Source organism: Halomonas sp. BMC6 (assembly GCF_964204995.1).
Classification (GTDB): domain Bacteria; phylum Pseudomonadota; class Gammaproteobacteria; order Pseudomonadales; family Halomonadaceae; genus Vreelandella.
In genome coordinates this window covers 3,166,102-3,179,384 of record NZ_CAXNSH010000001.1, presented here as the reverse complement: position 1 = coordinate 3,179,384, position 13,283 = coordinate 3,166,102, and the positions used below count along the sequence as shown (strand labels likewise).

General features: G+C 60.0%; 10 protein-coding genes. 6 read left to right on the top strand and 4 right to left on the bottom strand.

What is annotated here, in order from left to right; all coding sequences use genetic code 11:
* Window positions 1-93: 93 nt before the first annotated feature.
* Complete coding sequence (locus AB6K10_RS15545) at window positions 94-570, bottom strand: DUF721 domain-containing protein (RefSeq protein WP_285263395.1); 477 nt, start codon at window positions 568-570, stop codon at window positions 94-96.
* A gap of 546 nt (window positions 571-1,116) precedes the next feature.
* Between AB6K10_RS15545 and secA the strand changes: the two genes are divergently transcribed.
* The 3 genes from secA (at window position 1,117) to AB6K10_RS15530 (ending at window position 6,139) form a co-directional block, all read left to right on the top strand.
* The gene (secA, locus tag AB6K10_RS15540; protein ID WP_285263394.1) at window positions 1,117-3,840 is read left to right on the top strand and encodes a preprotein translocase subunit SecA; all 2,724 of its coding nucleotides are present in this window, start codon (window positions 1,117-1,119) and stop codon (window positions 3,838-3,840) included.
* Window positions 3,841-3,877: 37 nt separating this feature from the next.
* On the top strand, window positions 3,878-5,107 hold the full coding sequence (argJ, locus tag AB6K10_RS15535; protein ID WP_285263393.1) for a bifunctional glutamate N-acetyltransferase/amino-acid acetyltransferase ArgJ: 1,230 nt from the start codon (window positions 3,878-3,880) through the stop codon (window positions 5,105-5,107).
* A gap of 75 nt (window positions 5,108-5,182) precedes the next feature.
* Window positions 5,183-6,139 carry a Nudix family hydrolase gene (locus AB6K10_RS15530; protein ID WP_285263392.1) on the top strand — a complete coding sequence of 319 codons (957 nt, stop codon included), beginning with the start codon at window positions 5,183-5,185 and terminating at the stop codon, window positions 6,137-6,139.
* Between the two features lie 84 nt (window positions 6,140-6,223).
* Here AB6K10_RS15530 and AB6K10_RS15525 read toward each other — a convergent pair whose 3' ends face one another.
* Window positions 6,224-7,126, bottom strand: a complete 903-nt coding sequence (locus tag AB6K10_RS15525) for a carbon-nitrogen hydrolase (RefSeq protein ID WP_285263391.1) — start codon at window positions 7,124-7,126, stop codon at window positions 6,224-6,226.
* Window positions 7,127-7,136: 10 nt separating this feature from the next.
* Window positions 7,137-8,207 (bottom strand): agmatine/peptidylarginine deiminase, encoded by a 1,071-nt coding sequence (locus AB6K10_RS15520; protein WP_285263390.1) that lies wholly within the window; start codon window positions 8,205-8,207, stop codon window positions 7,137-7,139.
* Window positions 8,208-8,405: 198 nt separating this feature from the next.
* Between AB6K10_RS15520 and AB6K10_RS15515 the strand changes: the two genes are divergently transcribed.
* Both AB6K10_RS15515 and AB6K10_RS15510 read left to right on the top strand, forming a co-directional pair.
* Entirely contained in the window at window positions 8,406-9,647 is a 1,242-nt protein-coding gene (locus AB6K10_RS15515) for a lipoprotein-releasing ABC transporter permease subunit (RefSeq protein WP_305946672.1), read from the top strand.
* Window positions 9,648-9,657: 10 nt separating this feature from the next.
* Window positions 9,658-10,359 (top strand): ABC transporter ATP-binding protein, encoded by a 702-nt coding sequence (locus tag AB6K10_RS15510; RefSeq protein ID WP_253016002.1) that lies wholly within the window; start codon window positions 9,658-9,660, stop codon window positions 10,357-10,359.
* 1 nt (window position 10,360) lies between these two features.
* On the opposite strand, the gene AB6K10_RS15505 is transcribed toward AB6K10_RS15510, so the two are convergent.
* Window positions 10,361-10,912 carry a DUF2062 domain-containing protein gene (locus AB6K10_RS15505; RefSeq protein ID WP_159342527.1) on the bottom strand — a complete coding sequence of 184 codons (552 nt, stop codon included), beginning with the start codon at window positions 10,910-10,912 and terminating at the stop codon, window positions 10,361-10,363.
* A 97-nt stretch (window positions 10,913-11,009) separates the two neighbouring features.
* On the opposite strand from AB6K10_RS15505, the gene AB6K10_RS15500 reads away from it, so the two are divergent.
* A complete protein-coding gene (locus AB6K10_RS15500) occupies window positions 11,010-13,274 on the top strand; it encodes a DNA internalization-related competence protein ComEC/Rec2 (protein WP_339119251.1) in 2,265 nt (754 codons plus the stop codon).
* Window positions 13,275-13,283 lie beyond the last annotated feature (9 nt).

Sequence of the window (13,283 nt, the reverse complement as noted above, 5' to 3'; positions counted from 1 at the left end):
ACAAAATGTTGGGGACGAGTTGAAATCGTGAAAGGGTCCCCCATCTACAAAGCACTGCTTCGGCGGTGCTTTGTTTGTTTTGGGTAAGCGCTTCTAGCGTGACGTTTTGGTATCTTCCGAACGCGCGTGAGAGGCTAAGCGCTCTAAGGCATGTCTCAGGCTAGGGCTGTCGGTGTCTTTGGCGCATTCGGCCAAGGTTTTGCCTGCGTCGTCGGAAAGCGTTCGCGTGAAGCGTTTAGGCGATTCGATGGGGCGTACGGGACGCACTTTGAGGGTAAATCCTGTTACTCCTTCAAAGCCAGGGAGCTGATGAAGTAGCGATAATAGTCGCGATTGCTCGTAGCGTAGCCACGTCAGCCAGCTTGCTTGTCCGCTGATGAGAGTCAGGCGCCCGCTGCTGAAGCCGCCCACGAAAATGTGTTCGCGCATTTCGTCGGGTAAATGAGCGCGAAGATGGCGCTGCGCTTGATCAATCAAGCGTGATTGCCGCATGAGCTGGCCAACGCCGCCTGACTTGGTCAGCAGTTGGGCAATGGGCTGTGCGCGAGAACGCTTAACCTTTATACTCATCAACTTGATTCCTAGGGTGTTGCGAGTGGCGTCGTACTGGCAACTACGAGCAGCACCTGTGTTTGACCGCCAATAGACAGAGCCTAACACGCTCGGGAGCCAGTCCACAGCATGTCATCAACGTTACAGATCGAATCTGCTTCGCCAAGGCGTCCTCGACGCTATGGCCTAGCGCGTTGGTGGTTGGCTGGCTTACTGGTGAGCTGTTTATTACCCGCTAGTCTACACCCATCCGACGCACTGAGAAGTAGCGACCGTGGCGTCTGCATCTGCTTTTGGATGCCTGCTATGCTTCGCGCCCAATCTCACTGGATCGCGAAGAAACGGCGCGCGCTTCGCCGCTGGTTTCACCGTCAAACGCGGCGAGCGCCCCAGGCCCCCCGTCGCCCTTTGTCTTTTCTGCCGTTCGCGCTCCCGCTCGTCGCTGCCCGCGATGTCGTGACGCCCCGTGGCCCGCCTGCTCGATAACGCATCGCTTCATATCACCCTCTTTGCTTGATACCTGAGCGTACCTGGATGGGGCGCTCACGATGATTTGGAAATTTCATGATTAACAACTTGTTACGTAAAGTAGTCGGTTCCAAGAACGACCGTGAAGTCAAGCGCATGCAGAAAAGCGTGCAGAGCATCAATGCGCTGGAAGAGACCCTGGCGGGCCTGAGCGATGCCGAGCTTCAAGCGAAAACTCCAGAACTGCGCCAGCGCCTAGACGACGGGGCAGCGCTGGATAGCCTACTGCCCGATGCGTTTGCCGTGGTGCGTGAAGCCAGCAAGCGAGTCATGGGAATGCGACACTTTGACGTGCAAATGGTCGGTGGTATGACCTTGCATCGTGGTCGAATCGCGGAAATGAAAACCGGGGAAGGTAAAACGCTGGTTGCCACGCTCGCGGTCTATTTGAACGCGCTGACCCGTAAAGGCGTGCATGTCGTGACCGTGAACGACTACCTTGCCCGTCGCGATGCGGAGTGGATGCGCCCCCTGTATGAATTCCTGGGGCTCACGGTGGGCGTTATTTTCGCCGGACAGACGGGGGAAGAGAAACGTCACGCGTACCAGTGTGACATTACCTACGGCACCAACAACGAGTTTGGCTTCGACTACCTGCGCGACAACATGGCGTTCTCGCTGGAAGACAAAGTTCAGCGCGGTTTGCACTACGCGATTGTCGACGAAGTGGACTCCATCCTGATCGATGAAGCGCGCACGCCGCTGATCATCTCCGGCGCGGTAGATGAAAATACCGACCTCTATGGCATCGTCAACCGCCTTGCCCAGCAGCTCGAGCAGGGAGAAGTCTCCGAAGATGAGGACGCGCCGGTAAGCGGCGATTTCGTGCTCGACGAGAAGCAGAAGCAGGTAGAGTTGACCGAACAGGGGCACAACAAAGTCGAAGAGCTCATGCGAGCCGAAGGGCTGTTGGGCGAAGGCGAGTCGCTCTACGCCGCGCAAAACCTCAACCTGTTACAGCACATGCACTCCGCGCTGCGCGCACGCCATCTCTATCACCTGGATGTGGATTACATCGTCGCCGAAGGTCAGGTAGTGATCGTCGACGAGCACACTGGCCGTACGATGCCTGGCCGTCGTTGGTCCGAGGGGTTGCACCAAGCCGTCGAAGCCAAAGAGGGAGTAACGGTTCAGCGAGAAAGTCAGACGTTGGCGTCTACCACGTTCCAGAACTACTTCCGTCTGTATGAAAAGTTGTCGGGCATGACGGGCACGGCAGATACCGAAGCGTTCGAATTCCGTCAGATTTACGGCCTGGATGTCATCGTCATTCCCACCAACCGCCCGCTGGCGCGTAAGGATCTCAACGATCTGGTGTACCTCAGTGCGGAAGAGAAGTACGAAGCCATCATCAAAGACGTGAAGGCAGAAACCGACGCCGGCCGCCCGGTGTTGGTGGGTACCGCCTCCATTGAAACGTCTGAGTATTTGGCGCGCCTAATGCGTGAGGCTGGGCTGAAATTTAACGTTTTGAACGCCAAGCAGCACCAAAGCGAAGCGGAAATTATTGCCCAGGCTGGCCGTCCCGGCGCGATCACTATCGCTACCAACATGGCGGGTCGCGGTACCGATATCATGCTAGGCGGTAACTGGGAAGCTGAGGCCGCTAAGTTGCACAACCCCTCGCAAGCTCAAATCGATGCGCTCAAAGCCGAGTGGCAAAAGCGCCATGATGCGGTACTGGAAGCCGGTGGCTTGCACGTGGTGGGCTCTGAGCGCCATGAATCTCGCCGTATCGATAACCAGCTCCGTGGTCGTGCCGGTCGTCAGGGCGATCCAGGCTCTACACGCTTCTTCCTCTCGCTGGAAGACAGCCTCATGCGCCTATTTGGCTCCGACCGGGTGAAGCGCTTGATGCAGGCGCTGGGGCTTGAGCGTGGCGAAGCCATCGAGCACAAGATGGTTTCCAATGCGGTCGAGCGCGCGCAGAAGAAAGTAGAAGGGCGTAACTTCGATATTCGTAAGCAGCTGCTGGAGTACGATGACGTTGCCAACGATCAGCGCCGCGTGATTTACGAGCAGCGTAATGAAATCCTCGCCTCTGATGACGTCTCCGCTGCGGTGGTGGGTATTCGAGAGGAGGTGATGGAAGACGCGATTAGCGATTACGTGCCCCCTCAAAGTCTGGCCGAGCAGTGGGATCTGCCTGGTCTGGAAGCGCATCTGAAAACGGAGTTCAATCTCGATGCTCCGGTCGTTAAGTGGGCGGACGAGGACGAGCGCTTCAGTGAAGAGAAGTTGCGCGAGCGTCTGCAAACCATGCATCGAGACGCCTACCAAGCGAAGATCGAGTCCGCTGGTGAAGCGCTGATTCGTCGCTTCGAGAAACAGGTGATGCTGCAAGTGCTGGATACCCGCTGGAAAGAGCACCTGCAGTCCATGGATCATTTGCGTCGCGGTATCCACCTGCGTGGCTATGCACAGAAAAACCCCAAACAGGAGTACAAGCGCGAGTCCTTCGAGCTGTTCCAGCATCTGTTGACCAACATCAAAGCCGATGTCACGCGTATTCTCAGCCACGTTCAGGTGCGTCAGCCAGAAGAGGTCGATGCTCTGGAGCAGAAGCGCCGTGAAGAACTGGCCCGTGAGAAGGCGACGGCTGCTAGCCGTCATGAGGCACCCGATACCGAGCCGAGCGAAGCCGCTCCCGGCGCCGATGGTCGTCCGCTGCGTCGTGAAAACCCGAAAGTGGGCCGCAACGACCCCTGCGTATGTGGCTCCGGTAAGAAGTACAAGCAGTGCTGCGGCAAATTGAGCTAATCACGCGCATACGTCAGTGTGCGTAAAGGAGAGAAACATGGCGGTGGGACATCTTCCCTTTCCGGAATTGCCACCCCTTGACGGGGTGCGTCTAGGGACTGCAAAGGCGGGCATCAAGAAGCCGGACCGCCGCGACATGGTCGTGATCGAACTGCCCGAGACGGCCACCGTGGCGGGCGTGTTCACGCGCAATGCGTTCTGTGCCGCTCCCGTGGTGGTGGCCAAGTCACACCTTGAGGCGTGCGCAGAGAGCGGCCTTGCGCCCCGGTACTGGCTCATCAATACCGGCAACGCCAATGCGGGAACGGGTGAGGCAGGACTGCAGGATGCCTATGCCAGCTGTGCCGCGGTGGCCGAGCAAGCCGGGGTGGACACCACCCAGGTACTGCCGTTCTCCACCGGCGTGATTGGCGAGCCGCTGCCCATGGCTCGTCTGCTGGCAGGCTTGCCTGACGCGTTGGCAACGCTGGCCGACTCGAGCCAGGCGTGGCAGCAGGCAGGAGAAGGCATTCTCACCACCGACACCCGCGCGAAAGGGGCCACGGTCACCGTGATGATTGGCGACCAGCAGGTCACGATCAACGGCATTACCAAAGGCTCGGGTATGATCAAGCCCAACATGGCCACCATGCTGGGGTTCGTGATGACCGATGCGGCCATCGCGCAGCCGTTACTCGCCACGCTGCTGCGAGAAACGGTGGATCGTTCGTTCAACTGCATCACGGTGGATAGCGATACCTCGACCAACGATGCCTGCATGCTGGCGGCAACGGGCACTGGAGCGCGTATCGAAAGCGACGAACACGTCGCCGTTTTCCGTAATGCCCTGCAGCGGGTGATGACCGAGCTGGCCCAATCGATCATCCGCGATGGCGAGGGGGCGACCAAGTTCATCACGCTGCAGGTGAACGAGGCCTGTACGCGCCAAGAGGCATTGGACGTCGCCTTCACCGTGGCTCACTCGCCGCTGGTCAAAACCGCACTGTACGCTTCCGACGCCAACTGGGGACGTATCTTGGCGGCGGTGGGGCGCGCGCCGGTGGCGTCGTTCGATGTCAGCCGTGTCGTCATCGATTTGGGCGATGTGCGTTTGGTGGAAAACGGTGGCCGTGCGAACAGCTATACCGAGGCGGCGGGCAGTGCCGTCATGGCTGAGGAAGAGATCACAATTCGCATTAATTTGGGACGTGGTGACGAGGCGGCCACTGTGTGGACCTCGGATCTCTCCCATGACTATGTGTCCATCAACGCGGATTACCGCAGCTAAGGCTGCGGCAACGTGCTAACGCAGCGAGATAGCGCCGTGCAAGCAAGGCGGCGCGCACAAAGTGGATAAGACGTAATGAGTGTAATGGTAAAACGACGGGTTCATGTTGCGGCGGCTGCGATGATCAGCGCCGATCAAAAGCACGTGCTGATCGCGCGCCGGCCTTCCAACGTCGATCACGGCGGCCTTTGGGAGTTTCCTGGTGGCAAACTGGCCCCTTACGAAACGGGACTAGAGGGCCTCAAACGTGAGCTGCATGAAGAGTTGGGGGTAGAGATCGTTCGTGCCCAGCCGCTCATTCGTGTTCACCATGAATACCCTGACAAACATATCCTGCTTGATGTATGGCAGGTACACGAGTTTGCGGGTGAGCCATTTGGTCGTGAAGGTCAGGCGGTGCGCTGGGTGCCGATGAACGAGCTGGTGAACTATCCGTTCCCGGCGGCAAACCTGCCGATCCTCCGAGCCGTCATGCTACCCACCGAGTACCTGATCACCGGTGAAGAGCCTGATGACGAGCGTTTCGCAGCGCTGCTGGAGCGCGCACTGCGCGAAGACAACGTCCGTCTTGTTCAATTGCGTGCGAAAAGCTTGGATGATGCGGCGTACGTCGCGCGTGCCGAACGCGCCCTCACGCTGTGTCGCGAATACGGCGCGAAACTGCTGCTCAACGGTGAGCCAACCCTGCTGGACCAGGTCGACGCCGATGGCATTCACCTGACCAGCGCCCGGTTGATGCAGCTAGATCGCCGCCCGATTGCCGAAAACAAGTGGCTGTCAGCTTCTACCCACGACCAGAAACAGCTCTCCCAGGCGGCCGTGTTAGGGTGTGATTTCGTCACCCTATCGCCGCTGCGTACGACGCCGTCGCACCCGGAAGTGGCCCCCATGGGCTGGCATGACTTCCAGCAGCTGGTGGAGCGTGCCGGTATGCCAGTGTTCGCGCTAGGTGGAATGACCCGCTTCGATGCCAACCACGCGCGCGCAGTGGGCGCTCAAGGGATTGCCTCGATTCGCGATTTCTGGAAGTAAGCGCTTTTACCTGATCGCCGATAGCAAAACGCCTGCTCTGGTAACAGGGCAGGCGTTTTGAGTTTTCAGGGCGAGTGTCTAGGCTTAGTCGCGATAGCGGCGGGTCAGGTCGCCATACGCGTCGACCCGACGGTCGCGCAGGTAGGGCCAAATGCGGCGGGTGTTTTCGCTACGCGCCATATCCAGGCTTACGACTAACTGCTCGGTCTCTTCACCCGCATGTGCTAACAGCTCGCCTTGTGGGCCGCAAATAAAGCTACCGCCCCAAAACGCGATACCGTCGCCCACGCCGGAGTGGTCCGCTTCAAAGCCGACGCGGTTAGCCACCAGAACAGGCAGTCCGTTGGCAACGCCATGGGCACGCTGAATCAGCGTCCAGGCATCTTTTTGCCGCGTCTTTTCGGCGTCGTCGTCGTTAGGATCCCAGCCAATGGCGGTGGGGTAGAGCAGCAGCTCGGCACCCGCCAGCGCCATCAGGCGCGCAGCTTCTGGATACCACTGGTCCCAGCACACCAAAATCCCTAACCGCCCCACGGACGTATCGATTGGGGTAAAGCCCTCTTTGCGAGTGTCGTCGGCGTCGCCAGGGGTGAAGTAAAACTTCTCGTAGAACCCAGGGTCGTCGGGAATGTGCATCTTACGGTACTGACCCACCCGCCCCTGAGCGCGGTCGTAGACCACGGCCGTGTTGTGGTAAAGCCCCGCCGCGCGTTTCTCGAACAGCGAGCCTACCAGCACGATATCCAACTCTTTTGCCAGTGCTGCTAGCCGCTGGCCGGTGGGGCCATCCAGGGATTCAGCAAGATCGAACAGCGCCGGGTCTTCGTATTGGCAGAAGTAGTGGGTGGCATGCAGCTCTTGCAATAGCACGAGCTGTGCCCCTTGGCTCGCTGCCGTGCGAATGCCTGCTTCGCTTTCGGCTAAGCTGCGTGCTTTGTCTGGCCATGCGGCTTGTTGAACAACCGCCACGTTGAGTGTCTGGGACATGCTGCCCTCCTTAAGAGTGAGTGGTCGCAGGCACAAGCGTACCTTTGGGTAGCTGCATGGTTAAGCAGTGCAGGCTACCGTGCTGTCGAATCACGCTGACGCACTCGATGGGAATCAGCGTATGCTCGGGAAAGGCCGTAGCCAGCGCCTGGAGGGCCGTGACATCCGCAGGATCCCCGTAGGTAGGGACCAGCACGGCATCGTTAATGATCAAAAAGTTGGCGTAGGTGGCCGGTAGGCGATGCCCATCTTCAGGATCAAAGCAGGCCTGGGGCCAGGGAAGCGGAACGAGCCGGTAGGGATCGCCATTACGCTGACGAAACGCTTTCAGTTCCTGCTCCATGGCCTGAAGGGCCGCATAGTGGGGATCGGTGGGGTCATCGCAGCGCACGTAGGCAATGGTGGTGGGACTACAAAAACGTGCCAGCGTATCCACGTGGCTGTCGGTGTCGTCACCTTCTAAGTTCCCATGCGTAAGCCACAGTACTCGGTCGACACCAAAGTCGTCTGCCAATCTCGCTTCGACATCGGCACGGGAGAGTGACGGGTTGCGGTTGGGATTCAGCAAGCAAGCGTCGGTGGTGAGCAGTGTGCCTTCGCCGTCGGTTTCGATGGCGCCGCCTTCCAGTACCATGTCACGAGAAGCCACCGGGCAGGCCCATACGCCTGCATCTGCCAGCCACTGCGTTAGCTGGTTATCCCGTTCGGCAGGAAACTTGCCGCCCCAGCCAGTGAAGGTGTAATCCAGCAGCAACGGCTGGTCATCTTCGTCCAACACCGTGATCGGCCCGTGATCCCGCGCCCAGGTATCATCGGTGGGTGCGACAATGAGCAGCAGCTGCTGTTTGGGGATGCCGTACGCTTCGAAGCTGGCGGTTAGGCGCTGGTAAGTCGCCTCGTCGGGCACGCTAATGATGACGCGTTGGTAGCGCGCGGCGGCCAGTACGATGCGCTCGAGCGTGGCCTCGATACGCGCCAGCATCGGTGCCCAGTCGCCGTCAGGGCGGGGCCAGGTGAGCTGCAGGCCATCTTGAGGGTGCCACTCGGGCAGTAGGCGGTGGGTCTTGGTAGCCAACGTCAACGGTGCTCTCTCTAGTCAGAATAAGCTTACCCAGCGGGCAAGAGGAACGGGCGCAATTTAGGGGGTTGCCTCACAAGTTGCAAGCGATACCGTCATCAAGGGAACGGTGTTCGCAGCCGCGACTCTAAGGCTGCGTTTGCACATGCAGCCATGCTAAAAAAACCGTACCATGGACGCCCATTATTAAGGAATGTCGCCATGCTTGATCGTTTGCCTTTTCTGGTGGGGCTGCGCTATGTGCGCGCTAAACGCCGGAACCACTTTATTTCGTTCATTTCCCTGACGTCGATGTTGGGCTTGATGTTGGGCGTCGCGGTACTGATTCTGGTGCTGTCGGTGATGAATGGGTTCGATCACGAGCTGCGCACACGCATTTTGGGCATGGTGCCCCACACCAAAATCGAATCCCAGGAAGGGTTGGTGGAGTGGGAGTCGCTGGCAGAGCAGTTGATGCAGCGCGAGCGAGTGATCGGCGCCGCACCTTACGTGGAGCAGCAGGGCATGTTCTCTGCCGGTGGCCGAAACCAAGGGGCGATGGTCAACGGCATTCACCCGGATTGGGAAGATCGCGTTTCCATCATTGGTGAGCACATGCGCGAGGGTGAACTATCCGATCTGGTGCCGGGAGAGTGGAACGTCGTGCTGGGGTCGATGCTTGCGCGTCGATTAGGCGTCGGGGTGGGTGACCGCGTAACTCTGCTCGTGCCTGAGGCATCCATTACGCCAGCGGGCGTGTTCCCCAGGCTCAAGCGATTTACTGTGAGCGGTATTTTCAGCGTCGGTGCCGATCTCGATGCAAGTCTTGCGTATGCCAATATTGAGGATATGCAAACGCTGGCTCGCTTGGGCGATGCGGTGGGCGGGCTGCGACTGGAACTCGATGACTTGTTCATTGCTGGGAGTGAAACCCAATCCATCGTGAACGAGCTGGGCCCGGGCTATCGCGGCACGGATTGGACCTTTTCCCACGGTAATCTTTTCCAGGCGATTCAAATGGAAAAGCGTATGATCGCGCTGCTGCTCACGGTGATCATCGCCGTTGCCGCCTTTAATATCGTCTCCACGCTGGTCATGGTCGTCACGGACAAGCGTGCCGATATCGCCATTCTTCGCACGATTGGCGCCACGCCGCGCTCGATCATGGGCATTTTCATCGTACAGGGCCTAGCCATCGGGCTGATCGGGATTGCCGTTGGGGTCGCCGTGGGCATTTTGTTGGCGCTCACCATTTCCGACCTCATTAGCTGGTTCGAGAGCGCCTTTGGTATTCAGTTCCTGGATGCCGGGGTTTACTTCATCAGCGACCTGCCGTCACGGCTGGAGTGGAGCGATGTGCGTGACATCGTGTTGGCTGCCTTCGGCCTGACCTTCCTCTCGACGCTTTACCCTGCATGGCGAGCCGCTCGGGTTCAGCCTGCCGATGTACTTCGCTATGAATAAGGATGCTCCGATGACGTCAACCAACGCAAACGCCGTCATGCTGGAATGCCGTGAGCTGACTCGCATTTACAGCGAAGGCCCGCAGGATCTGACCGTACTGGACCAGCTCGAACTCACCGTGCATGCCGGTGAGCGCGTCGCGATCGTGGGTAGCTCTGGATCGGGAAAAACGACCCTGCTGAACCTGTTGGGTGGGTTGGATCGACCCAGTGCGGGCAGCGTGGTGATCGGCGGTGAGCCGCTGTCAGGGCTGAACGAAGCGGCGCTAGGCCGCTTTCGTAATCAATATATTGGCTTTGTCTATCAATTCCACCATCTGCTAGCGGAGTTCACCGCCGTTGAGAACGCGGCGCTACCGCTGATCATTCGTGGTCAGTCGAAAAAAGCCGCCGAACAGCGGGCCATGCAGTTACTGGAGCGGGTGGGCATGAAAGCCCGTGCCGACCACAAGCCGGGTGAGCTGTCAGGGGGCGAGCGCCAGCGCGTCGCGATTGCCCGCGCGCTCGTCACGGATCCTAGTCTCGTTTTAATGGATGAACCAACGGGCAACCTGGACCAGACGACTGCCGCTACCATTCTGGGCCTGATGGATGAGCTGGCCAAAGAGAGCGCCTGCGCCTTCGTCATCGTTACGCACGATGTGGGTCTTGCGGCCCATCAGGATCGCGTGATGAAGCTGGATGGAGGACGCCTGGTAGCACAGGCGGGGTGACTTAGTCGTCAAACTCTGATTCGATGCGAGCCCTGCGCCGCCGCCTCTTCAGGCGGCGGCGCTTCCAGTTATGAGAGACGTGCCAGCGCCAGATAAGACGAATGCCGACGTTTGCAACGGCGGCAAGGACGATGGCCGTGATCAACGACCCGAGCAGTAAGGGCGGCAGAATGTCGTGCATCTGTTCGGCAACCCAGCGTGTCGAGATACGTGAAGGCGCCTCCCGTGCAGGGGCGTCCAACAAAAACGTACCGATGCGATAATTAGCATAAAAAATCAGCGGCATGGTGAGCGGGTTAGTGACCCACACCAACCCCACCGACAGTGCCAAATTACAGCGACTCAGCCGCGCGCCCAACGCTGCCACCACCATCTGAAAGGGGATGGGCAGCATCGCGCAGAACAGCCCAACGCTAAACGCGTTGGCCACGCTGCGTCGAGTCAGTAGCCATAAACCCGGGTCCGCAATCAGCGGTGCCATGAAGCGCAGGGAGCGCTGGCGCTTTAGCGTGTCGGGTTTTGGCATGTAGCGCTGCAGGAAACGGCGCGGCATGTCAGGTACTCTTGCGATAAGTGGTTTCTATTATCCATATAGCGCAGGGCTTCGGCTATGGCGTGCACAGGAATGGTGAAGCACCAGGGAGGGGCGCATGGGACGGGGGGTGGCAATCCCTGCCGCCTTGGCGGCGTTGGTGGGCGGGCTTGTCGTAGGATTCACCGGTGCCCAGAGCGGCACGTGGCTACTGCCGTTGGCGCTGAGCGTGGGCGGCCTGCTGAGCCTGGCATCGCGGCCGAGCGCACTGCCGTGGCTGCTCATCGCGGGAGTCGTGGCGCTAAGCGTTCAGCAGGAGTGGTCACGCAGGTTGCCCGTTGGGTTGAGCGGGCAAGATCTCGAGGTTGACGCCAAAGTCGTCGATGTACAAGCACAGCCCGGGGCACAGCGGCTGCGCTTGCACATCGAGCGCTGTATGGCGCCTGCACACGTACCCAACTGCGAGCGCTTAGGCAGCGTTCGGGTAAGTGCCTACGGTCATACGTTCCAAGCAGGCGAGCGCTGGCGGATGATCTTGCGACTGCGGCCGCCTTCTGGCTTTCTCAATCCTCATGCGTTCGACTACGAGCAGTGGCTTTGGCGCGAAGGGATACACGCTACCGGCTACGTGCGTACGGACCCTGCGCCGCAAAAGCTGGCCGCTGCCGCTCCTAGGTTACGCCCGTGGGCCTCAGCGTGGTTGGCACAGCGTCCTCTTGCACCCCGTACTCAACGCTGGTTAGCGGCGCTCACGCTAGGAGATAGCGAGCAGCTTACCCAGGAGGACTGGGCGCTGCTGAATGCCACCGGGACGACGCACCTAGTGGTGATCTCCGGATTGCACGTGGGGTTGGTGGCCTCTTTCGTGCTGTTGCTAGGGCGCTATAGCGCTCGCTTGAGCTCTCCCACCCATTGGCGGTTGCGGACGTGGCCCTGGTGGCTAGCCGGTGCGGCGGCCGTCGCCTATGCCGGACTGGCAGGATTAGCGCCCCCGGCCATGCGTGCGATGATTATGACGCTACTAGGCCTTTGGGTGTTGAGCGGTCGTCATGCTCCCGGACCCTGGCAGGCGTGGTGGCTCGCGCTTGCGCTGGTACTGATCGTCGACCCCCTTGCCTTGTGGCGACCAGGGCTGTGGCTATCGTTCTTGGCAGTGGGGTGGTTGATCATCATTTGGCAGGGGCGCGCTCGGCCTCGCGGTATCAAGGGCTGGTGCTGGGCATTGTTGCGCTCCCAACTGTTACTTGCCCCATTGATGGCGGCAGCCGTGCTGTTGACGTTTGGGCGTGTGGCCCCCGTTGCACCTTTGATCAATTTGCTAGCCGTGCCTTGGGTCAGCTCCATCATGGTGCCGAGCGCGCTGCTTGGCTGGCTGTTCTCGCCGCTGCCCGGCCTTGAAATGCTGCCTTGGTGGGTCTTCGAGCAGGCGTTGGCGGCTTTTCACTGGCTGTTGCGTGTCGCGGTCGACGCGGCTCCTCTCTGGCAGCCGCCTGCCCCGTTGGTCTATCCACTCGCTGGAAGCCTGGTGCTGGTGTCACTGTGCTGGGGATTGCCTGCCATGCCGCGCTGGCTTGGGATCGCGTCGCTGGCGCTCGTCGCGACGCTACCCGGGTGGCCCCGAGAGACGGCGCTGGCCGATGGGCAGCTTCGTGTGACCGTACATGACGTGGGGCAAGGCCAACTGGTCGAGCTGCGCAGCGCCAACCGTCGTTTTCTCTATGACACGGGGCCGCGTTTTCGCAGTGGCTTCATGCCGCTGCAAAGTCTGTGGCCTCCCGGTCAAGTCATCGATCAAGTGATCGTCAGCCATGCGGATACTGACCATGCTGGAGGCGTCGACGCGCTATTAGCCGATCATCAGGTGGGTCAGTGGTGGGCACCCGAGGGTGAGGCGTTACCGGTCGCGGGTCGGCCCTGTCGTCAAGGGCAGCACTGGCAAATGGATGGCATTCGCTATCGCGTTCTGTGGCCACCGAGGGGTGAGAACGCGCTTTCCTCGAACGATCGCTCCTGCGTCTTGGCAGTGAAGGTCGGTGAGCACCAGCTGCTGTTGACGGGGGACGTAGGCCGGCAAGTGGAGCGCCAGCTTCTCACGCAGCTCGATGGTTCAGTCAGCGTTTTAGTGGCAGGGCACCACGGCAGCGCAACGAGTTCGGGCGTTCAATTCGTCCGTCATACCACGCCACAGCACGTAGTGTTCAGTGCAGGGAGAGACAATGCGTTCGGGCATCCTGCCGACGACGTGGTGCGGCGTTTTCGGCAGCAGCAGAGCTGTTTGTGGAGTACCGCCCATGACGGAGCGCTGCGTTTTTTGCTCACGCCTGGGCAACCCATCTCGGTGCGGCCCATGCGCGCCCTAGCAGGAGGGCATCAGCGGTGTTGAAGCGGGCCA

Coding starts and splice junctions, on each gene's coding strand:
- argJ (WP_285263393.1), top strand. CDS start 3,878: ATGGCGGTGGGACATCTTCCCTTTCCGGAATTGCCACCCCTTGACGGG.
- AB6K10_RS15505 (WP_159342527.1), bottom strand. CDS start 10,912: ATGCCGCGCCGTTTCCTGCAGCGCTACATGCCAAAACCCGACACGCTA.
- AB6K10_RS15510 (WP_253016002.1), top strand. CDS start 9,658: ATGACGTCAACCAACGCAAACGCCGTCATGCTGGAATGCCGTGAGCTG.
- AB6K10_RS15530 (WP_285263392.1), top strand. CDS start 5,183: ATGAGTGTAATGGTAAAACGACGGGTTCATGTTGCGGCGGCTGCGATG.
- AB6K10_RS15545 (WP_285263395.1), bottom strand. CDS start 570: ATGAGTATAAAGGTTAAGCGTTCTCGCGCACAGCCCATTGCCCAACTG.
- AB6K10_RS15500 (WP_339119251.1), top strand. CDS start 11,010: ATGGGACGGGGGGTGGCAATCCCTGCCGCCTTGGCGGCGTTGGTGGGC.
- AB6K10_RS15515 (WP_305946672.1), top strand. CDS start 8,406: ATGCTTGATCGTTTGCCTTTTCTGGTGGGGCTGCGCTATGTGCGCGCT.
- AB6K10_RS15525 (WP_285263391.1), bottom strand. CDS start 7,126: ATGTCCCAGACACTCAACGTGGCGGTTGTTCAACAAGCCGCATGGCCA.
- secA (WP_285263394.1), top strand. CDS start 1,117: ATGATTAACAACTTGTTACGTAAAGTAGTCGGTTCCAAGAACGACCGT.